General features: G+C 39.5%; 18 protein-coding genes and 1 other RNA gene. 11 read left to right on the top strand and 8 right to left on the bottom strand.

What is annotated here, in order from left to right:
• Both AC1M9H_RS12860 and AC1M9H_RS12855 read right to left on the bottom strand, forming a co-directional pair.
• A complete protein-coding gene (locus AC1M9H_RS12860; protein ID WP_035267472.1) occupies nucleotides 1-1,248 on the bottom strand; it encodes an exonuclease SbcCD subunit D C-terminal domain-containing protein in 1,248 nt (415 codons plus the stop codon).
• Nucleotides 1,249-1,343: 95 nt separating this feature from the next.
• Entirely contained in the window at nucleotides 1,344-2,477 is a 1,134-nt protein-coding gene (locus tag AC1M9H_RS12855) for a hypothetical protein (protein WP_481613544.1), read from the bottom strand.
• Nucleotides 2,478-2,842: 365 nt separating this feature from the next.
• On the opposite strand from AC1M9H_RS12855, the gene AC1M9H_RS12850 reads away from it, so the two are divergent.
• Complete coding sequence (locus tag AC1M9H_RS12850) at nucleotides 2,843-3,295, top strand: ABZJ_00895 family protein (protein WP_481613551.1); 453 nt, start codon at nucleotides 2,843-2,845, stop codon at nucleotides 3,293-3,295.
• 64 nt (nucleotides 3,296-3,359) lie between these two features.
• Nucleotides 3,360-4,271, top strand: a complete 912-nt coding sequence (locus tag AC1M9H_RS12845; protein ID WP_481613543.1) for a TIGR01777 family oxidoreductase — start codon at nucleotides 3,360-3,362, stop codon at nucleotides 4,269-4,271.
• On the opposite strand, the gene thiO is transcribed toward AC1M9H_RS12845, so the two are convergent.
• Both thiO and hemB read right to left on the bottom strand, forming a co-directional pair.
• Nucleotides 4,268-5,374, bottom strand: coding sequence for a glycine oxidase ThiO (gene thiO, locus AC1M9H_RS12840; RefSeq protein WP_481613542.1), 1,107 nt, complete (start codon nucleotides 5,372-5,374; stop codon nucleotides 4,268-4,270). The genes AC1M9H_RS12845 and thiO overlap by 4 nt on opposite strands.
• Nucleotides 5,375-5,574: 200 nt before the next feature.
• Nucleotides 5,575-6,585 (bottom strand): porphobilinogen synthase, encoded by a 1,011-nt coding sequence (gene hemB, locus AC1M9H_RS12835; RefSeq protein ID WP_180000234.1) that lies wholly within the window; start codon nucleotides 6,583-6,585, stop codon nucleotides 5,575-5,577.
• A 108-nt stretch (nucleotides 6,586-6,693) separates the two neighbouring features.
• On the opposite strand from hemB, the gene AC1M9H_RS12830 reads away from it, so the two are divergent.
• A complete protein-coding gene (locus tag AC1M9H_RS12830; protein ID WP_035266285.1) occupies nucleotides 6,694-7,191 on the top strand; it encodes a thioesterase family protein in 498 nt (165 codons plus the stop codon).
• A 52-nt stretch (nucleotides 7,192-7,243) separates the two neighbouring features.
• Here the strand turns inward: AC1M9H_RS12830 and glpK are convergent, their stop codons facing one another.
• Entirely contained in the window at nucleotides 7,244-8,728 is a 1,485-nt protein-coding gene (glpK, locus tag AC1M9H_RS12825) for a glycerol kinase GlpK (RefSeq protein WP_481613541.1), read from the bottom strand.
• Between the two features lie 132 nt (nucleotides 8,729-8,860).
• Here glpK and ssrA point away from each other — a divergent pair.
• From ssrA to AC1M9H_RS12785, 8 genes are all read left to right on the top strand, one after another.
• Nucleotides 8,861-9,221: a transfer-messenger RNA gene (ssrA, locus tag AC1M9H_RS12820) on the top strand.
• A 116-nt stretch (nucleotides 9,222-9,337) separates the two neighbouring features.
• The gene (locus tag AC1M9H_RS12815; protein WP_481596554.1) at nucleotides 9,338-10,270 is read left to right on the top strand and encodes a LysR family transcriptional regulator; all 933 of its coding nucleotides are present in this window, start codon (nucleotides 9,338-9,340) and stop codon (nucleotides 10,268-10,270) included.
• A 99-nt stretch (nucleotides 10,271-10,369) separates the two neighbouring features.
• Entirely contained in the window at nucleotides 10,370-11,764 is a 1,395-nt protein-coding gene (gene tcuA, locus AC1M9H_RS12810) for an FAD-dependent tricarballylate dehydrogenase TcuA (protein ID WP_481613540.1), read from the top strand.
• A gap of 2 nt (nucleotides 11,765-11,766) precedes the next feature.
• Nucleotides 11,767-12,912, top strand: coding sequence for a tricarballylate utilization 4Fe-4S protein TcuB (gene tcuB, locus AC1M9H_RS12805; RefSeq protein ID WP_481609239.1), 1,146 nt, complete (start codon nucleotides 11,767-11,769; stop codon nucleotides 12,910-12,912).
• 93 nt (nucleotides 12,913-13,005) lie between these two features.
• Entirely contained in the window at nucleotides 13,006-13,998 is a 993-nt protein-coding gene (locus AC1M9H_RS12800) for a Bug family tripartite tricarboxylate transporter substrate binding protein (RefSeq protein ID WP_481609240.1), read from the top strand.
• A 53-nt stretch (nucleotides 13,999-14,051) separates the two neighbouring features.
• On the top strand, nucleotides 14,052-14,498 hold the full coding sequence (locus AC1M9H_RS12795; RefSeq protein WP_481609253.1) for a tripartite tricarboxylate transporter TctB family protein: 447 nt from the start codon (nucleotides 14,052-14,054) through the stop codon (nucleotides 14,496-14,498).
• 13 nt (nucleotides 14,499-14,511) lie between these two features.
• On the top strand, nucleotides 14,512-16,014 hold the full coding sequence (locus AC1M9H_RS12790; RefSeq protein ID WP_481610340.1) for a tripartite tricarboxylate transporter permease: 1,503 nt from the start codon (nucleotides 14,512-14,514) through the stop codon (nucleotides 16,012-16,014).
• A 46-nt stretch (nucleotides 16,015-16,060) separates the two neighbouring features.
• Nucleotides 16,061-17,092, top strand: a complete 1,032-nt coding sequence (locus AC1M9H_RS12785; protein ID WP_481609242.1) for an AbrB family transcriptional regulator — start codon at nucleotides 16,061-16,063, stop codon at nucleotides 17,090-17,092.
• A 608-nt stretch (nucleotides 17,093-17,700) separates the two neighbouring features.
• On the opposite strand, the gene AC1M9H_RS12780 is transcribed toward AC1M9H_RS12785, so the two are convergent.
• The 3 genes from AC1M9H_RS12780 to AC1M9H_RS12770 all read right to left on the bottom strand — a co-directional run bounded on the left by AC1M9H_RS12780 (nucleotide 17,701) and on the right by AC1M9H_RS12770 (nucleotide 20,884).
• Nucleotides 17,701-18,420: a PqiC family protein gene (locus AC1M9H_RS12780; RefSeq protein WP_481613539.1), complete on the bottom strand. Its 720-nt coding sequence runs from the start codon at nucleotides 18,418-18,420 to the stop codon at nucleotides 17,701-17,703.
• On the bottom strand, nucleotides 18,407-20,056 hold the full coding sequence (locus AC1M9H_RS12775) for a PqiB family protein (RefSeq protein ID WP_481589476.1): 1,650 nt from the start codon (nucleotides 20,054-20,056) through the stop codon (nucleotides 18,407-18,409). The genes AC1M9H_RS12780 and AC1M9H_RS12775 overlap by 14 nt, the downstream gene beginning before the upstream one ends.
• 93 nt (nucleotides 20,057-20,149) lie before the next feature.
• Nucleotides 20,150-20,884 (bottom strand): paraquat-inducible protein A, encoded by a 735-nt coding sequence (locus tag AC1M9H_RS12770; RefSeq protein ID WP_051586617.1) that lies wholly within the window; start codon nucleotides 20,882-20,884, stop codon nucleotides 20,150-20,152.
• Nucleotides 20,885-20,903 lie beyond the last annotated feature (19 nt).

Raw genomic sequence — 20,903 nt, 5'->3', positions numbered from 1 at the left:
TTAGTGCGCTTTTTGATCCAAATCGTGTTGTGCCGCTTCAAGCAAAGTTAAGAAATCACGCTTCACCGATTCATCCTGCTCATAGCCCATTTTTTCCCACAAGCTTAAAAATAATTTTTCAGGGGTGGGGGGCGCTAAATCGACTTTGTGACTTTCATCGTTTTGCTCCGTTGCTTTTTGATAAATTCGAGCTATACGCAGTAAACGATAACGATTTGGTGGCAGTGCCAGTTCAATCTGCTGACGTAAGTCTACAGGCGGTGGGGCATCTGTCGTATATTCAATCTCTAGAAAATGTCGTGCATTGAGATTGTCAATTTCGCCTTTTGGCAGGGCATGTACCGTAGTGATTAATTCAGACAAGGGTCCACGAATTCGAATCAAATCCACGGTACGTGGAATAATGTGCGCTTGATATTGACAATGATTTTGTTCATCAGCTTCGGGGTCAATGGTGACTTCAACCACTTGATGTTTATAGTTGCGTTCACTAAAAGACAGTGGAATAGGTGAGCCACTGTAGCGAATATGTTCCTGTCCAACTTTTTGCGGTTTATGCAAATGACCGAGTGCCACATAATCAATCACATCATCAAATAATGCAGTGGATAAAGCCTCTTCGTTACCAATCACAATTGGACGTTCGGAATCTGAGGTTTCACCGCCTTGCATATGGGCATGTGACATCAAAATTAAGGCTTGATTGGGTTGTTTACGCGCTTTAGCTTCCGCAATAAGTTGTTGGTGTAAATAGGCAATCGCATTTTGGCTGTTGGTGGTGTTTTCATTTAAGCCTGTAATTTCGGCACTGCGTAAATAAGGCAGGGTTAAGCACCAAGCAACGATATTTTTATCAGCATCATAAATAGGTACCAACAAACGATCGAGGTCAAATTCACCATCCTGTTTGCCAATAATACCGACCGCTTTGGCATTGAATTTCGCTAAAAAAGGTTCAACCTGTTCAATGCGGTAACCGGAATCATGATTACCTGCGATCATTAAGGTTTGCATATGCGGGGCAATGGCATGGGCATCGGTGAGAAACTGGTATAACTGTTTTTGTGCAGATGATGCAGGATTGACCACATCAAAAATATCACCGGCAATCAGCAGGGCATTCGGTTGTTTTTGTTGAATTTGTGCAAGTAGCCAGTTTAAAAACTGCGTGTGTTCATAGTCACGATCATGATTGTGAAAAAATTGCCCCAAATGCCAATCTGAAGTATGAAAAAAACGCACTGCCATTACCGAACCCCAAAACATCTCAATTGTCATCTTATCCAATATCGGACTTTAAAACATCGAAATTTTTAACATCTCTATAAGACAGCTTTTAATCGCTATTTTTTATTCGATTTACTCTTTTTTCGTCTTTTTCTCTTGTTTCTATTTTTGATTCTCGAGTTGATCGAGATTTGCTTATGAGGCGAGGATACATGCTGTTTAGCTGCTGTTGACGAATGATCTATTTTATAATTAAAAAAAGATTGGATGACTAAGGGTACCAATAGAATGCTTAGCCAAATACTCATATTGATGGGAATTATTTGATAGATATAATTTAAAGAATAGACTGAAACCGTAAAAATGAGTGCAAACCAAGCTTCTGTTTTAGAAATTTGATCTTCTGAAAAACGTTTGATATGGATCAGCGTATTTTGTTTGACATCTGAAAAATAAGAACGCGTGTATTTATTGGGAAAATAGCTGAGAAGCAGCATTAAGTTTTGAAAAAGATATAAAGACGATAAACCGAGTAAAAAATATCGAAATAATAAAATTAAACGCTCAACCCAACGATGCTCAGATGTAATATCGCCCTGTGAATAAAGTTCTATAATTTGATCAATAGACAAAATTAAAATTGAACAACAAGTAAAGAAACTCAGTAGAAAACGGCTTAAATGATGATGCTTAATTTCAAAAAAGGCATGTAAAATCGAATAGAGTAAAAATATTAACAAGATTATTGTGATGAATGTCGATAATACTGTATCAACACCAAGCATCTGTTTTTCGAAAAACCAATAGCAAATTCCAAGTGCGAATAAAAAACTAAGCCCTTCACCAAAAGGTGTGGTTAAACTCTGATGATGCTCTAGAGAAAAAACTATTAAGTAAGCACCAAGATAGAAATAGACCCAAATTATTAATGGATTCGAGCTATTACTCTGTATAGAAATAAATGAAAGTGCACTCAAAAATAGGCTTAAAATTGAATAAATTAAGATTTTTTCTTTGTTTCTAATGATTTGATAACTTTGATAAAAAACACCACAGAGTAAACTGATGATTGTAAGCGGTATGTGAAATTGATGATTAATAAACGCTTTAATAAAAACAAAGCAATAGCAAACTAATACGATATTGATAAGAAAGCGAGTGAATGGATAATTCAATACATCCCAAAAGTCTGATTTAAAATTTAGACGTTTTTTTAGACTAATTTTATGTTTAATTTTTTCTTTATACATTGGTGCTAGGATTTATTCTGATTGTTATCTCATCTTTATAGATAAAAGTATATTTAGAAAATTTATAAATTTCAAAAATAAAGCCGACGATTCGAGTGATGTGAAATCGTCGGCCAAAATACTTCAGTCATACAAATTTAGGCTGCTAAACTAAATTTTTCTGCAAGAAGCATGATTTATAGGTCTCATTGGGGTATAAGGTCACCGTGTATCATTGCGGATGCCGGTGCAATGACTACGCGGTTGCTACTGACCTTGTACCTTATATAACGCATAAGGTTGTGATTCGGTTGACAAGAAAATTAAAAATATTTGATTTATTTTCGGTTATGCTTTGTGACAGGAATTTATTGCGTCTGAGAGTTATGGTTTCTTTAATAAAATATTTTTTATGGTTCTTTTTACTTTGCTTAGGATTAACGCTGGTTGCAGGTATTTTGGCAGCGTTATTGCCTTCGGCAATTGCAGGAATAGTCACTGCACTTCCATATTTAATAGCGATGATAGTTGTTTTATATAAATTTATTGATCAACAACAACGTGCACCTTCGGATCAAGAACGTAAAAAATTCACATTAGGTTTTACGTTGATCTTTTGGGGCTATAACTTTCTTGGTGTTTTTTTAAGTATTTTATTTTTTTCGAGAAAAGACCCTGAAATTTGGCAGAACTTTTTACTCTATGTCCAAAATTCCAGTTTCTTAAGTCTCAGTGTAATTATGATTTTGATGCTAGCGATACCATTATATTTAATTACCTTTTGGTTTTATGGTCCACAAGCGAAGCGCATGGCGAATAAATTGGTGGTAAATAAGTAATCATGAATTGAGCTCAAAGGCATCTTTCACCATGATAGAGAGATCAGATCATAAGAGTATTTCTATGTATCATCCTTGCGTTTTGGTTACTGGTGCAACAGGTTTTATTGGATCTTATTTGGTTGCATATTTGCTAGATCAAGATTATCAAGTGATTGGTTTAAGCCGACAGTCCAATCCAAAAATGAAGCATCCACGTTTGACATGGGTTCAATCTTTCGATGATATCCAACACGCTCAAATTGACTATGTTATTAACTTAGCGGGTGAAAGTATTGGTGATGGTCGCTGGACGCAAAGGCGAAAACAAAAACTCATCGACAGCCGAGTGAATACGACCGATGCATTATTACATTATCTGCTGACCCATCAGCAACATCCCAAGCGAATTATTTCTGGTTCTGCTGTAGGATATTATGGTATTGATCCTGATCAAGAATGGTCAGAAAAAAACAATGAGCAGGGATTATCTCAACCGATCTTTATGTCCGAACTTTGCCAAGAGTGGGAGAGGTCGGCTCTCCAACACAAAAATCAGTTTGATATTAAGGTCATTCGTTTAGGCGTGGTGTTTGGGCATGGCGGAGGAATTTTACAACAATTACTCTTACCGATTCGATTTAATCTGGTAGGTAAAATTGGTTCAGGTCAGCAGCCCTTAGCATGGATTCATATTCAGGACGTGATTCAGGCGATTGAATTTCTGATGTTGAATGACACACCAAAAGAAGTTTTTAATTTCGTTGCTCCTGAACAAACGAATCAGGTGTATTTTGTTCGCACCGCAGCAAAAATTTTAAACAAGAAACCGCTTTTAAGTCTGCCTGATTCATTGTTTAAAATCATGTTAGGTGAGCAGTCTCAATTGGTTTTAAATGGACAATACGTTATACCAGAAGCACTTATTCAAGCAGGTTATACATTTCAGTATCCAGAACTCAAAATGGCGTTGGAGCAACTACTTCCATCACATTAAACTTGAAACTTCAAAGATGGGTCATAGGGTCTAGGATCAACGAGGGTGGTCTGATTCAGCATGAGTTGTCGTAGTAACTGCGCTGCAGCTGGCCCCATGCATAAACCATTTCTAAAATGACCAAAATTCGCCCATAAGTTTTTCATTTCAGGCATTAAACCGATATATGGAATTCCATCAGGTGAGCTAGGTCTCAAGCCTGCCCATTGTTGCACAATCGGGAAATTTTTAAGTTCAGGTATGAGTTGAATGCATGCTTGGTAAATGGATTGTTGTGTTTTCAAATTTGGGCGATGTTCAAAACCTAATTCCGCCATACTGGAACCACAGACGATATGGCCATCTCGACGTGGAATCATATACATGACATTGTACATACACATCGTGGGTAGCCAGTTTTCAGGGGTTTTGAATAGGCTCATCTGCCCCTGAACAGGTTGAACAGGGATATTGAAATCGAGTTGTGATGCCCAATGTGCCGACCAAGCTCCAGTAGCGATAACATACTGATCAGCTTTAATTTGATGTTGATCATGCAGAACAATGGATTGCACTTGCTGATTTTGAATCAGTAATTTTTCTACCCACTTATGCTCGATAATCTTTACTTTTGAATGTGATTTAAGATAAGTCAGAATAGACTTTAAAAGACGAGGATTACGAACATTAGACAATTGTGGAAAATGCAAAGCCTGCTTGAAAGTATTAGAAACTCGTGGATTCAGATTTCTTAATTGAGTCTCGTCGAGTAAATCGCAATGCTGCATCGGCTCGTTATATTGCGCCTTATAACTGAGTCCAATCTCAAAATCATCTTCATCAAAAATTAACATGCCTGAATCGTGAATTTCGAAATCAATGCCACTCAATGGTTGAATTTTTTGATTCCAAGATTGATATAACGATTTACCATGTTGTGCCAATTGATTGACTGCTTTGGGATAACGCCAAGGATACATAGGTGACAAAATACCACCACCTGCCCAAGATGCAGCTTTAGCTGCTTGTTTTTGATCAATGAGGGTAATTTCACAACCTTGTTCGAGTAATTCAAGCGCTGTTAGTAAGCCGCTAATTCCACATCCAATGATGGCAACGTGCATTTTTATCCACCTTCATAATGATGGGGTGTATTAGACCATATTCAAGCTCTAATCGTGCAAATAATCTCAATGATGTAAAGAGATCGATGAGATGTAAGATGTTAAATGAGTGAGTTAAAAGTTGGGTCTCGAATACAATGATGATGATTTTAGTAGAAAAAAAGCGCTTTATGGAAAAGCGCTTTTGATTCAATAGTGTATTACAGATCTTTAAGCATTTTTGCAGCATCTTCAGCAAAATAGGTCCAAATTCCATCTGCACCAGCACGACGACAGCTCATCAATGATTCTAAAATCACACTTTCAGAAAGCCAGCCGTTTTGGATTGCTGCTGCCAACATGGCATATTCACCACTCACTTGATAAACAAATGTTGGAATGCCAAATGTGTCTTTAACTTCACGTACAATATCTAGATATGGCATCCCTGGTTTTACGATCACCATGTCTGCACCTTCTTGAATATCTAGTGCAATTTCGTGAAGAGCTTCAGCTCGGTTTCCTACATCCATTTGGTAGTTATACTTATTACCACCTTTTAAATTAGATGCTGAACCCACTGCATCACGGAAAGGACCATAGAAGCTTGATGCATATTTGGCAGAATAAGCCATGATATTGGTATAAATATGACCATTTGCTTCAAATGCTTGACGAATCGCAGCAATACGACCATCCATCATATCACTCGGTGCGAAAACATCGGCTCCTGCTTCTGCATGGCTTAAACCTTGTTTAATCAGACACTCAACAGTTTCATCATTCAGGACATAACCTGTTTCATCGATGATGCCATCCTGACCATGTGTTGTATAAGGGTCTAAAGCGCCATCAGTGATGAGTACCATTTCTGGTAATTCTTTTTTTAGAAGACGGACAGTGCTTTGAACTAAACCATCATCTCTCCATGCTGCTTCAGCAGTTAAACTTTTGTCTTCTTGTGGGGTAACTGGGAATAAAGCTAATTTAGATACACCTAATTCTAAAAGTTTTTCAGCTTTGTTTAACAACAAATCAGCTGAAAGACGGTGAATATTTGGCATACTAGGTATTTCTTGGGTTTGATTTTGACCTGGTAGAACAAATACCGGATAAATGAGATGTTCAGCAGAAAGATGTGTTTCTCTCACCATCGCTCTGAGTTTGTCATTTTTTCGAATACGGCGCATGCGTGTTGCAGGAAAAGCAGGGCGATTAAACGTATAAGTCATCACAATCTCGATGTTTGGTATTTTACTTGGGTCTAATTGTAGCCCCCTTAAGGCGGTTTTTGGGAAAATGCTGATGGTTTTTTCTCATGATGTTAATTTGAGTTTTGTATGAACGATTCCCAAAAAAAATGGATGGGTAACCTCCATTTAGGTGCTAAACCTGATCTTGAAGTGGTATTAAATCAACTCACTCAAGTATTTAATACCTCTCCTTATTTCGCTTATAACGAAATGCAAATGCGTGTCGTAGAAGGTGAAATCCAAGGCTATATTGAGATGAAACCTAATCTCATTGGTAATATTTCTTTCCAAATTTTGCATGGCGGTGTAGCGGCAACATTACTTGATAGTATTGGCGGGATTGTTGCAATGGGCGAGCTTTACAAGCGTGCAGAGCCTGATATGTTGCCTGAAACTTTAAAGAAAGTTTCACGTTTAGCAACAGTGGATATGCGAGTGGATTATTTATCACCAGGGCGTGGAAAGTATTTTATTGCCACTGCTGAAGTCCTACGCATGGGTCGCAAAGGTTGTACGATGCGCATGAATATGGTGAATGATGAAGGTAAAGCAATTGCAACAGGTATTGCTTCATACGCATATTGAAAAATCTATGTATCTCTTATAAAAAAACCGCCCTTGTAGGCGGTTTTTTATACTAAACATCTGATCTTGAACGTTTTAACGCACTATTCCATTGATGTAAATGAAATTGACGTTGATCTTCAGACATTGTTGGCTCAAAGGCTTTTTCCAATTTCCATGATGCCGCAATATCAGACGGATTTTTAAATACACCTGCAGTTAAACCTGCCATTGCCGCAGCTCCCCAAGCCGTTGACTCCAAAAGTTGCGGTCTTAACACAGGAACATTCAGTAAGTCGGCTTGAAATTGCATTAGCATATCATTTTGACTCGCACCACCATCTACACGTAATTCTTTTAAAGGGTTTTGAATATCAGATTGCATGGCATTCAAAACGTCAGCGACTTGAAATGCGATTGATTCGAGAGCTGCTCGCGCAATATGTGCTTTATTTGTCCCTCTAGACATACCGCATAATAATGCGCGGGCATCCGTATCCCAATGAGGTGCTCCTAAGCCTGTAAAGGCAGGAACAAGTACGACACCATCGGTACTGTTAACTTGACACGCCAATTGTTCAACTTCTTGGCTACTTTGAATAATTCCAAGTCCATCACGTAACCATTGTACAATTGCACCAGCCATAAAAACACTACCTTCAAGCGCATACGAGGTGTGTTCTTTACATTGCCAAGCTAAAGTGGAGAGAAGCTGATTCTGACTCAGTTGAATTTGATCACCTGTATTGAATAACATAAAGCAGCCAGTACCATAGGTGTTTTTTGCTGAGCCTACGTCAAAACATGATTGACCAAATAAGGCTGATTGTTGATCACCTAGAATCCCTGTAATTGGAATTTCTGCACCTAAGAGACCTTTGGCTGTATTGGCAATATGGCAATCAGAAGCCACGATTTCGGGTAGTATTGCTTTTGGGATGTTAAATAGTGCGAGCAACTCATCGTCCCATTGCTGGGTATGCAAATTCATTAACATGGTTCTTGAAGCATTAGAAACCTCAATTACGTGTTCAGCACCTTGAGTGAGATTCCAAACTAACCAACTATCAATGGTGCCAAAAGCCACTTCGCCTTGTTCCACACGAGCTCTTAAACCATTAATATTTTCAAGTAACCACACTAATTTTCCAGCACTGAAATAAGGATCAATGCGGAGTCCTGTGGTGAAATTTATCTTGGTTTGTAAGTCTTGTTGAATGAGGGAATTACACCAATCACTCGCTCTGCGATCTTGCCAAATAATCGCAGGGGCTAGAGGTTCACCAGTTTTTTTATCCCAAATCACTGTCGTTTCACGTTGATTAGTTAGGCCTAAAGCTTTGATATCTTTAGGCAGTAATCGCGCATCAGCAATTGCTTGCTGTACCACTGCGATTTGTGAGCTCCAAATCTCTTGTGCATTTTGCTCTACCCAGCCTGACTTTGGGGTTCGTATTTTAGTTTCTCTTTGAGCTGTTGCATGAACGTTTCCATGTTCATCAAAAATGATCGCACGACTTGACGTCGTCCCTTGATCCAGTGCAAGTAAATAACTCATAAAATATGCAATTTTGAACTTGAAAAAAGGGATTTTATCTCAATTATTGAAATAAGCGCATGTGTATGTGTAATTGTTGTGAAATTAGAGGTCGTATTTTCAAACTTTTATGCTATGATTGCGTTGTACTTTGGGGATGTTCCTGGCTTCGACGCTGGTGATGAAACTCATAGATGCATGCCGAGAGCGCATTTTCTCTCGTAAATAAAATTTGCATTTTAAATAGTCGCAAACGACGAATCTTACGCTCTAGCTGCCTAAGGGCAGCTTGTCCGCATCTCTGAATACTTGTGGTTAGAGATCCCGACTGAAGCGCACGCACACAAGTCCGTATAACATCAAGCCTTGGGGTGTTGTACTAAACTTAAAGGATCGCTCTCTTAACCCTGTTCGTCGGGTCTTTGAGGGTTAAAACAATAGACGATATCTAAGCATGTAGTAATCTCGAGTGTAGTGCTTGCGGACGCGGGTTCGACTCCCGCCATCTCCACCAAAATTCTTGTTATAAATCAGCCACTTATATTAAGTGGCTTTTTTATTGCTAATTAAAACTGATAAAACGAAAAAGTACGATGCTTATTTAATATTCGTATGGGTAGGGGGAGGCATATGGAACTGAAGCAACTTAGATACTTTATTACGATTGTTGAGTCAGGAAGTTTAGGTAAAGCTGCGCAGAAGTTAGATGTGGGCACATCAGCACTTAGCCAGCAAATTGCAAAGTTAGAAGATGAGCTGTGTACAAGGTTATTGCAACGTAACTCTACAGGTGTAACTCCAACGCCTGCAGGTTTAGCTTTTTTCAAACAGGCACAACTTTCACTTCGTCATGCGCAATATGCAATAGAAGCGGCGCATTCATCACGCTTGACAGGTCATGTGAGTGTGGGATTTTCACCCAGTATTGCATCAGTACTCGGCATTCCCTTCATGCAACTAATGTCGGAGCGTTATCCCGATATAAAAATTCATTTAGTCGAGAGCCTATCTGGTAATCTCACCAATTTAGTCAATGCAAGGCAACTAGATATTGCGATCATTTTTACTAAAGATGTCGATAGTAACTGGGCTGTTCAACCTTTATTGAAAGAGCAAATGTTCATGATGGCCAATTGTGCTTTGTTAAAAGAGCAGGGTTATGAACAATGTATTTTAGAAGGAAAAATTGATTTAGAAAAAGTGAATCGCTTACCACTTGTATTGCCAAGTCAGAGACATGGTTTGCGTAAATTTCTTGATCAAAAAGTTGAATTATTAGATGTTGACTATGAAGTAGATGGTCTACATCTTCTGATGAATTGTGTTAGCAATTTAAACATGGCAACCATTCAACCTGTCAGTGCACATTTTGATTATCTAAAGTCGGATATTTGTTTATTAAAAGTGGTTGAACCAGAACTTGATCGAATTAATTATTTAATTAGTTTGGCTGAAGAAGAGCTTTCACCCGCGAGCTTAGCAACTAAAGTGGCGATTAAAAGCACAGTTAAAAGCTTGATTCAGAAAGGACTATGGCCAAGTGCTGAGTTATTAGACTTTTAACCTATTTAATTTTATTAAACACCTATTTAAATTCTGCCTATCACGTTAATTCGCACTTTTAGTCTTAAATTACATCAAATTCGAGAGGGAAGACATCGAATGCATGATGTAATTGTGATTGGCGGTGGGAATGCCGCATTGTGTGCTGCACTGACAGCAAGAGAACAAGGCGCATCTGTCTTATTATTGGAAGCTGCACCCAAAGAGTGGCGTGGGGGGAACTCTCAGCACACTCGTAATTTACGTTGTATGCATGACGCACCACAAGATGTTTTGGTGGACGCTTATCCTGAGGAAGAGTACTGGCAGGATTTGTTAAAAGTTACCGCGGGCAAGACCAATGAACATTTGGCACGCTTGGTGATTCGAAGTACAGCAACTTGTCGAGATTGGATGCGTAAGCATGGGGTGAATTTCCAACCACCGCTGTCAGGGGCACTGCATGTCGCACGTACTAATGCATTTTTTATGGGCGGTGGAAAAGCTTTAGTTAATGCCTATTTTAGAAGCGCACAAGATTTAGGTGTTGAGGTTCGCTATAGCACCAAAATTGTTGACTTGGACTTAGACGACAATACTTTCAAAGCTGCTATTGCTGAAGATGGTACACGTTTTGAAGGAGCGGCTTGTGTTCTTGCTGCAGGTGGTTTTGAATCGAACATCGCATGGCTTAAAGAAGCTTGGGGACAAAACGAAAATGGTGAGTGGCCAGCGGATAATTTTATTATACGTGGTACACGTTTCAACCAAGGCAACTTACTCAAATTTATGATGGATCAAGGAGCCGATATCATTGGCGATCCATCTCAATCGCATTGTGTCGCTGTCGATGCACGTGCTCCTTTATATGATGGTGGAATTTGTACCCGTATTGACTGTGTATCTTTAGGGATTGTCGTCAACAAAAATGCAGAACGTTTTTATGATGAAGGTGAAGACTTCTGGCCAAAACGTTATGCGATTTGGGGGCGTTTAGTTGCCAAGCAGCCGAATCAAATTGCCTATTCAATAATTGATTCAAAATCTGTTGGACGTTTCATGCCACCCGTATTTGAAGGCACGAAAGCAGATAGCATTGAAGAGTTAGCAGCAAAGCTCAATTTAGATGTGGCGACCCTCTCGAAAACGGTGAATGAGTTTAACCAAGCCTGTGTCGTTGGTGAGTTTAATCATACTGTGCTTGATAATTGTCATACTGAAAATTTAAGCCCTGCGAAAACCCATTGGGCTGTTCCGCTGAATCACCCCCCTTTTTATGCATACGCACTGCGTCCGGGGATCACTTTTACTTATCTCGGTTTAAAAGTGGAGGATGATGCGGCCGTTCGTTTCAATAATCGGCCAAGCCCAAATTTATTCGTTGCAGGTGAAATGATGGCTGGCAATGTGTTAGGTCAGGGTTATACCGCAGGTGTGGGGATGTCAATTGGAACGACATTTGGTCGTATTGCAGGAAAAAATGCGGCGAATGCTGCACTGATGTTGGGAGTTTAATTATGAATGCCAATGCAAAAAATTTAATTCCTATCGTGCAGTTGAGTCAGAACGAAGATCAAGTCAAACAAGCCTTACAGATTTGTAATGCTTGTCGATACTGTGAAACATTTTGTGCGGTTTTCCCTGCCATGACCAAACGTCTTGAGTTTACGCAGGCGGATATCCACTATATGGCTAATCTTTGTCATAACTGTGGTGCGTGTTTACATGCTTGCCAATATGCGCCACCGCATGAATTTGGCGTCAATATTCCGCAAGCCATGGCACAAGTTCGATTAGAGACTTATCAAGAATTTGCAGTCCCTGCTGTATTTGGATCAATCTATCAAAAAACAGGCATTCCACTGGTTTCTGCAATGTCAGTACTATTTTTCTTACTGATGTTGGCAGGTGTTTGGATGAATGGCACTGATCTATTTGGTCGCTACCAAGGTGATTTCTACACCATTTTTCCTCACAATTTCTTAGCAGTGCTGTTTGGTTCAGTGTTTATTTTAGCGTTTGTGCTATTGGGTTTAGGCATTGCAAAATTCTGGAAGCAAACCTCTAAAATTATTCCTGAAGGCGTGGCGCAGCCAGATATTCTACAAGCTTCTAAAAATGTTCTCACGCTCAAATATTTAGATGGTGGGCATGGTAAAGGTTGTAATGAAGAAGATGATCGATATACACAAATCCGTCGTGTTTATCATCACTTCACAATGTATGGCTTTTTACTCTGTTTTGCAGCAACAAGCGTTGCAACGTTCTATCACTATTTTCTTGGTCTTCAAGCACCATATGCCTACAGCAGTTTACCCGTAATTTTAGGTACGTTGGGTGGGATTGGCTTAATCATTGGCCCAGTAGGATTGTTATATCTCAATATTAAACGTCATCCTTTACATGGTGATGTGAAGCAAAAGCCAATGGACCGTGGATTTATTTTCTTGCTTCTGCTGATCAGTGTCACCGGTTTATTGCTCTTGGCATTTCGTGATACCTCGGCAATGGCATTACTCCTGATAATTCATCTCGCAACAGTTATGACTTTCTTCTTAACAATTCCCTTTGGTAAGTTCGCTCACGGTTTCTATCGCAGTGCAGCTTTATTAAAGTTCGCTGTGGAAGAGCGAATTGCAAAACAACGAGCTAAAACGAAGTAAACACCCAAACCAATCTAGGCCAGAGGTTAGATTGGAAATAGGTAAAACATGGACATACATCAATTAATAATTCAGCAATAAGGATAGTTTGCTATGAAAAAAATGAAATGGTTAGCATTGGCATGTACTGGTGCTGTATTGGTAGGTTGTGGTACAGGAAATGCAGCAAAAGAACCAGGGCAGCCTAAACGTGCAGAATGTATTGCACCCGCTAAGCCAGGGGGGGGATTTGATATGACCTGTAAGCTGATGCAATCCGGCTTTAAAGAGACAGAGGTGTTAGCAGAACCTATTCGTGTAACGTATATGCCGGGTGGTGTAGGGGCAGTGGCATATAACAAAATCGTTAACAATGACCCAGCGAACGATAATGCTGTGATTGCATTTTCCACAGGCTCACTATTGAACTTGGCCCAGGGCAAATTTGGTAATTTCACAGAAAAAGATGTGAAGTGGCTTTCAGGTGTTGCCGTTGATTATGGGCTTGTAGCAGTTCACAAAGATTCACCACTGAAAAACCTTGATGATTTGATGAAGGCATTACGTGAAAATCCGAAGAAACTCAGCTTTGGTGGTGCAGGTAGTGTTGGTGGTCAGGATTGGATGCAAACAGCAATTTTAGCGAAAAAAGCAGGCGTGAATCCTGCCGATATGAGCTTCGTTGCATTAGAAGGAGGTGGCGAAGTTTTAACCTCACTCTTGGGGCAGCATATACAAGTGGGTGTAGGTAATGTCAGTGAAGTTGGTTCACATTTAGACAGCGGCTCAATTCGTATTTTAGCGGTGTTTTCCAAAGATAGATTGGAAGGTAAATTTTCAAATCTACCTACCGCAATTGAGCAAGGCTATGACCTTGAGTGGCCTGTCATTCGTGGTTTCTATGTGGGACCAAAAGTCAGTGATGATGCTTATCAGTGGTGGAAAAAAGCCTTTGAAAAAATGATGGCAGATCAGAGATTTGATGCAGTACGTGACAATCAAGATTTACTACCATTTGAAATGACTGGCGACGAACTAGCAGCGTATGTCTATAAGCAAACCAATGAAATGCGTCAGTTATCGGAAGAATACAAATTATCAAAATAATCAACAGACTGAGTTAGGACGGTTGTTCTAACTCAGTTTTGTTTAGAGGGAAGCTGATGAAATCTGAACGCATGCTTACAGCCATCATTACTGTTATTGGATTGGGCTTATTGATCTACGCATTGAACTTTCAAGCCCCCATTTCTTACGACCCAGTCGGACCAAAAGCCTTTCCGGTGCTCCTCATGAGCTTGATCACTTTCAGTGCTTTTTACTTAACGGTTCGGCCAGCCATTATGTTTGAGGTAGTTGAGCTAGGGTGGACAAAGCACTTGGTTGGTAAATTGGTCCTGTGTGTAGTGGCTTTGACAATCTATGCTGCTGTCTTTGAGTTTCTTGGATTTATGGGGGCTACTTTGTTACTCACAATCGCACTTGGACGTTTGTTTAACGGCAAAATGATCCCGATTGTAATCACCAGTATTGTCTTAAGTCTGAGTACTTATTATCTGTTTGACCGTGTGTTAGACGTGCCTTTACCGCTTGGGCTCTTTGGTTAAGGATAACAACCATATGGAAATATTAAATTTTTTAATGATGGGTTTTGAGGTTGCCTTACAACCGAAAAACTTATTAATTGCCTTTATTGGGGCTTTTATTGGAACTGTCGTCGGTTTATTGCCCGGTTTAGGTCCAATCAACGGTGTTGCGATTCTTTTACCATTTGCTTATGCCTTAGGTTTACCCGTCGATAGCGCACTGATTTTATTGGCTGCTGTATATTTGGGCTGCGAATATGGTGGCCGTATCTCTGCAATTCTTCTAAATGTGCCTGGCGATGCGGGCGCTGTGATGACCACCTTGGATGGTTATCCTCTTGCACAACAAGGTAAAGCAGGGATTGCGCTGTCATTATCTTCAGTCAGTTCCTTTATTGGCAGTACGATTGCATTTATTGGGATTGTGTTATTTGCACCGCTTTTAGCAAAGTGGGCAATTGCATTTGGTCCTGCTGAATACTTTGTATTGATGGTTTTTGCGATCGTTTGTTTAACGGGATTGGTGAGTACCCAACCTGTTAAAACCTTTCTTATGGCATTAATGGGGCTGGCTCTTTCGACTGTTGGAATGGATGCAATTACCGGTGTTTACCGTTTTACTTTTGATAGTGTCGGTTTAAGTGATGGGATCGCCTTTACTACACTCGTGATTGGTCTATTTAGTATCAGCGAGATCTTACTGTTACTTGAACGTACTACCATTGGTAAAGTCGTATTACAACAAGGTAAACGCTCTTTATTTAATGTCAAAGAATTCTTTAGTTCATTGGCAACCATCATTCGTGGCTCATTAATTGGTTTCTTCTCAGGGATTTTACCCGGTGCAGGTGCGACTGTAGCTAGTGCCATGGCCTATACCACTGAACGTAAAATGGCGAAGGACAACAGTCAGTTTGGTAAAGGTGATTTGCGTGGACTTGCTGCACCTGAAAGTGCCAACAATGCTGCGGCCTGTGGTTCATTTGTTCCCATGTTAACCCTTGGCGTGCCAGGTTCAGGGACTACAGCGGTCATGATGGGTGCATTATTAATGTATAACATTGCACCTGGGCCACAACTGTTTACTGAGCAACCAACTTTGGTATGGGCACTGATTGCTTCATTAATGGTAGGGAACATTATTTTGCTTGTACTGAACCTTCCATTGGTTGGTTTCTTCGCAAAAATGTTGAGCGTACCTAGCTATATCTTGATTCCAATTATCGCAACCGTGAGTTTTATTGGGGTTTATGCGATTCATAGCAATATCTTTGATCTGTTGCTATGCCTTGGTTTGGGTGTGTTTGGCTATATCTTACGTAAATTTGACTTCCCACTTGCACCGCTCATTTTAGGTTTCGTATTAGGTGAGTTGATGGAATCGAATTTACGCCGTGCGTTGTCCATCTCTCAAGGTGAACTTAGCATTTTATGGAGTAGTCCAATCAGTATTGGTCTTTGGGTGATGTCCGCACTGTTACTGATCCTACCGATTGTACGCAAATACCTATTTGTAAAAAAACAAAAATCAATCTAACCCAAGCTGATGGTCAACATGATGTTGACCATCATTGGTGAGGAATATGGAAAACATCAAATCGAATGCCAAAGGATTGGCAATTGCCTTCATTGGTGCATGGCTTGGTATTCTTGTTGGTCTACCACTACCTTGGTTATTAGGTCCACTTCTGATCACGCTTATCATTGGCAGTTTTGGGATATCTAATCCATGTCACGTCCGCTGGCGTCAGACAGGGCAAGTGATTATTGGTATGGTTTTGGGGCTGTATTTCACACCGGCGCTTGTGAAAGCATTATCGATTTATTGGATCTTTATCTTGATGGGTATTTTATGGTCCATCGTGCTGAATTTGATTTTAGCGACTCTTCAATATTTTTTTAATCGCCTAGATTGGTCAACGGCGTGGTTTGCATCAGCGATTGGCAGTGCTAGTGAAATGGTTAATATAGCTGAAAAATATCAGGCACAGGTCGATAAAGTTGCAGCCATACATAGCCTAAGAATTGTGATTCTAGTTGTGTTATTACCCATTTTTATGAGCCTTTATTTGGAAGTTGATTGGCATACAACAGTGATGACCGTGCAGCATTTTGATGTTAGCTCCACCATTTTGATTTTTTTATTAGCTTTAGGCATCGCAAAATTATTTGAGCATCTCAATGTGCTGAATGCTTGGATTTTAGGTCCGATTATAATTATTGGTTTGCTGTCTTACATCGGTATGCTTCAGCATAGTTTGCCTAGTTGGTTGATTGCATTTGGACAACTCTGTATCGGTTGGTCATTGGGCAGTAAATTTCCATTTGGCTTTCTAAAAGACAGTAAACGTTTTTTATTGCTCACGATTCTTTTTAATTTATTGGCATTGATGCTCTCAATTATATTTGTTTTTGGACTCATTCAATGGGCTTCAGTGGATGAAAAAGTTCTATTACTTGGACTGTCTCCGGGGGGGATTGCTGAAATGTCCTTAATGGCAAAAGTATTAGGTCTATCGGTGCCAATTATTGTGGCATTTCAGTTGTCGCGCTTAATTTTTGTGATTCTTACCACAAAATATTTTTATCAAATTACTCACAAAATGTTTTTTTAAATATTGTTTGGATTCTAAATTAGAGCACGCATGAATAGCAGTGTTTATGATCTAATTTCTTATGCAGACAGTTTGTATAGAGTCAAAAGAGATGGATGATTTTTAAAACTCATTCAAAACCAAGATGGGGAAATATGTCTTTATACTATCAAAAATAAACCTCCAGCTTTAAAATAAGCACAATATCAAAATGAAGCCATGTGTTTAATGACAGTTTCAAATTGTGGCGACCTACTCAAATATTTACATCAGCGCACTACCCTCATTTGTTTGGAAGCTTTAAAGATGAAGGCTTAGCGATTTAGTATATGGATCAGACGAGTGCTGAAATTTTGAGATCCGCAATGAAAAAGAAATCATACGTGATTCAGTACTTAACAAAACATTCTCCCATCATTTATTAGGAGGTGATACGATTCAATCCTAAGGTGGGGAGATATCTTCAAAATCATGATGCCCATTTTTGGGAACACTTAGTTGAACCAAATCTATAAGTCATTCACTATTTAAAGGATCCATCTCAATAAGTCATAGATCTTGCTTAATCTTTTAGATCTAAAAGACATGATTTTTTTAAAATAAAAAATCAGTTTGTGATCGATATATGCTTAACCACATACCGCACCAGTAAGAGGTTGATTCCTATTTTCTAAGTGCTTGACTGAACTTGCAATACTGATTGAAAGTTGATCAATGGCTTTTTGCGAAACAGTGACTAAAGTATTTAAGTCTATAGATTTTTGTGGAATTTCTTCATAAAAACTCATCCGACAACTGAGTTGATGACGTTGAGGTAATGTTTGAGTGTTTTTGGGTGTGGATAAGGGGCGATTGGGATCATCATATCGTAAAGTCCAAGTCGTATTCATAAGCATAAAGCGTTGCTGATTTGATTTTTCGATGAAATCAAAGTTAGAAAAATCTAAGGCAATTCGATAAGCTGCTTGTCCTCCAGTCATACCACTATTATAACGATCCACTGCACCTAATGTTTGCTGTAAACGCGCAGAAACGGCATCTCTCAATTCAGCCGATAAAGTAGAAGTCCAACGATCATCGAACAATACTTTAGCCTGCCCATTTTCTTGTTGAATTACCAATGGAATTCGGTTTAAACGATCGGATAATCCAACAGGAAGCACCTCAATCATCCTCACTTTTTGATTTGACGAAGATGATGTTAGCGTTTGAGTGCTCAATGAATAGAACTTAGGCGTAGGGGATGAAGAGCACCCACTGACGATGAGTGCAAACAAACCAACACTCAAGCTTGAAAGGATTTTTAGGTAGCAGCGTTGCTGAGATTTCAATAATTTATTCTCTGTCATCTTTCTTCGGCTCCGCTGTTTTTCCACGAATCAGTGACTCAGGATTTTGTTCTATTTGATCTGCCATTAACTGTAATGAAGCTGCGGCACGGGTAATTTGTTGTAAGGCACGACGCAGATCTTGTTGTAAAGGTGCATCACTTGCCAAGATGGTTTCAGAAGACTGAACTGTTTTACGAACATCATCCAAAGTGGCTTGTAAATTAGGCGCAACTTTGCCATCAAGTTGATCGACCAAACTTTTTGAAGATCGTATAGTTTTATCTAAGTTTGCCAAGGTTTGACGAACGTCCTGACCAATTTCAACCAATGGAAATTTAGATACATTATCGGCGATTTGGGACACTTGTGCTTGAAGGCCTTTTAATTCTGTAGGAGTTGTTGGAACTTCAACTACACCATCATTTCGACGGATTGCAGTGGCATATTTAGCTTTAGGGAAAAGATCAAAGCTAATGTAGTTTTGACCTGTAAGTAAATTGCCAGTCCGCATTTGAGCTCGCCAACCACGCTCAACAAATTGCTTGAATACTGTACCTTGCGGGTCCAACTCATGACCTCCAGCAATACGTGAAGGATAAACTTCAGCATCAACACGCATTCGAATTTGCGAGTGATTATTGTAGAACTCAGTGTTGATTTTTTTCACAGTACCGACTTCGACACCCATGAAATCAATTGGAGCTCCTACTGATAAACCTCGCAATGACTCATTGAAATACATTACGATCCGTCTTGGATTAAGATCAGGCTCTTTAAGCGCAAGCTTTTCAGAGTCAAATAATTCAAATTTCATTTTATTCGGAGCAGGAGCTGCATCAGAATTTTCAGGATAACCAAATGCGATCCCTCCCGAAATGATGCTTGCCAAAGATTGTGTGTTTAAACTAAAGCCCGAAGCATTCAAATTGACATCTACACCACTGGCTTGCCAGAAACGCGCATCTGTGGTGACAAATTTGTCATAAGGTGACTTAATGAAAGTTTGAAGTTCAACGCTTTTTCCATCATCAGCCAGTTGGTATGAGGTTACTTGTCCAACGTTGATTCTTCGATAATAAATAGGTGAACCGAAATCGAGCGAACCTAAATCTTGTGCCTTTAAGAAAAAGATTTTTCCAGGAACATCGGAAGTCACGACGGGTGGAGTTTCTAGCCCTTTAAATGAAGTGGTTTTGACATCTGATTTACCGCCATCTACTTCAATATATGCGCCAGAAAGTAAAGTATCGATACCTGAAACCCCACTTGCACCAATACGTGGTCTCACTACCCAAAAACGTGAATCTTCCGTAGCAAAATTACTGGCATCTTTCCGAAGTTCAATTTTAGCAATGATATGAGACCGATCTTCCGAAAGGTCAATTTCGCGTACTAGACCCACATTGACTTGACGATAACGAACTGTAGTTTTGCCAGCTTCAATGCCTTCTGCAGTCCTAAAAGAAACCTCAATAACAGGACCAGTATTCAAATACGCCTTGAGAGCTAATGAAAATGCAATGAGTAATGCAACAATTGGAATAATCCAAATGAGAGAAGGTTTCCATTTGCTACGTTTCTTATCAGGTACACCGACCTGACTCAGAACTTGTTCATCATGAGGATGACCATTACTCGATTGGTTTTCTGACATAGTTATTGATCTTATTAAATCGTAATGTGGTTGTTGTTTGTACGCTTCATCATATGAATATCAAGCAAGAAGTGAAAGGGTTTTATGTAAATCTCAATGTTCTGTAGCGTCATTTTTTTTTTCATGCTGACTCAGAATTGAAACGTAATAGTTGTCCCAAATGATTCTAGGATCAAAACTCAGTGAGGCTAACATGGTCAAAACCACAACTGCACCAAAAGCGACTGCACCTGTGCCTGCTAAAATAGTTGCCAATGATTGAATTTGGATTAGTGCTGCTAGCATGGCGACAACGAAAACATCAATCATTGACCAACGGCCAATAAACTCCACGACTCTATACATGATCGAGCAATGCTTAGGTGAGAGGTGAATTTTTTTTGAGGCTTGTAAATGTACAGCACTGAGCAGGAGAGCAAGGATGACCAATTTCAGTAGTGGAATAAATATACTGGCAATAAAAATAACGGACGAAACGAAATAGTCACCACTTTTCCAGAAATAGATGACTCCACTCATAATCGTGTCTTGTTGACGACCAAGAATAGATTCTGTAATCGTCATCGGTAAAACATTGGCTGGTATATAAAGAATACTCGCTGCAATTAAATAAGCTAGAGTTCGTTCTAAACTTCGCGTTTTACGGGTATGTAATGGGCTATCACAACGAGTACAGCGGGATTTTCGTGCTTGTTCGATGGCAGACAAAGATGTCATGCGGTTGAGTGTTCCACAGCAATGACAAAGTGTGAGTTCAAGATCAATTGCACGCGGTGCAAGCGTTTCTAAAAAGACAGATTTCTGCACAGTGTGTGGAGAATGCTTCATCTGATCAGGTTGATTCGTA

The organism is Acinetobacter sp. ANC_7512 (assembly GCF_056779935.1).
This window is presented reverse-complemented; position numbering and strand designations above follow the sequence as displayed.

What these genes read in the sequence shown, in the direction of transcription:
- AC1M9H_RS12860 (WP_035267472.1), bottom strand. Translation starts at nt 1,248, where the DNA reads ATGGCAGTGCGTTTTTTTCATACTTCAGATTGGCATTTGGGGCAATTT.
- AC1M9H_RS12855 (WP_481613544.1), bottom strand. Translation starts at nt 2,477, where the DNA reads ATGTATAAAGAAAAAATTAAACATAAAATTAGTCTAAAAAAACGTCTA.
- AC1M9H_RS12850 (WP_481613551.1), top strand. Translation starts at nt 2,843, where the DNA reads ATGGTTTCTTTAATAAAATATTTTTTATGGTTCTTTTTACTTTGCTTA.
- AC1M9H_RS12845 (WP_481613543.1), top strand. Translation starts at nt 3,360, where the DNA reads ATGTATCATCCTTGCGTTTTGGTTACTGGTGCAACAGGTTTTATTGGA.
- thiO (WP_481613542.1), bottom strand. Translation starts at nt 5,374, where the DNA reads ATGCACGTTGCCATCATTGGATGTGGAATTAGCGGCTTACTAACAGCG.
- hemB (WP_180000234.1), bottom strand. Translation starts at nt 6,585, where the DNA reads ATGACTTATACGTTTAATCGCCCTGCTTTTCCTGCAACACGCATGCGC.
- AC1M9H_RS12830 (WP_035266285.1), top strand. Translation starts at nt 6,694, where the DNA reads ATGAACGATTCCCAAAAAAAATGGATGGGTAACCTCCATTTAGGTGCT.
- glpK (WP_481613541.1), bottom strand. Translation starts at nt 8,728, where the DNA reads ATGAGTTATTTACTTGCACTGGATCAAGGGACGACGTCAAGTCGTGCG.
- AC1M9H_RS12815 (WP_481596554.1), top strand. Translation starts at nt 9,338, where the DNA reads ATGGAACTGAAGCAACTTAGATACTTTATTACGATTGTTGAGTCAGGA.
- tcuA (WP_481613540.1), top strand. Translation starts at nt 10,370, where the DNA reads ATGCATGATGTAATTGTGATTGGCGGTGGGAATGCCGCATTGTGTGCT.
- tcuB (WP_481609239.1), top strand. Translation starts at nt 11,767, where the DNA reads ATGAATGCCAATGCAAAAAATTTAATTCCTATCGTGCAGTTGAGTCAG.
- AC1M9H_RS12800 (WP_481609240.1), top strand. Translation starts at nt 13,006, where the DNA reads ATGAAAAAAATGAAATGGTTAGCATTGGCATGTACTGGTGCTGTATTG.
- AC1M9H_RS12790 (WP_481610340.1), top strand. Translation starts at nt 14,512, where the DNA reads ATGGAAATATTAAATTTTTTAATGATGGGTTTTGAGGTTGCCTTACAA.
- AC1M9H_RS12785 (WP_481609242.1), top strand. Translation starts at nt 16,061, where the DNA reads ATGGAAAACATCAAATCGAATGCCAAAGGATTGGCAATTGCCTTCATT.
- AC1M9H_RS12780 (WP_481613539.1), bottom strand. Translation starts at nt 18,420, where the DNA reads ATGACAGAGAATAAATTATTGAAATCTCAGCAACGCTGCTACCTAAAA.
- AC1M9H_RS12775 (WP_481589476.1), bottom strand. Translation starts at nt 20,056, where the DNA reads ATGTCAGAAAACCAATCGAGTAATGGTCATCCTCATGATGAACAAGTT.
- AC1M9H_RS12770 (WP_051586617.1), bottom strand. Translation starts at nt 20,884, where the DNA reads ATGAAGCATTCTCCACACACTGTGCAGAAATCTGTCTTTTTAGAAACG.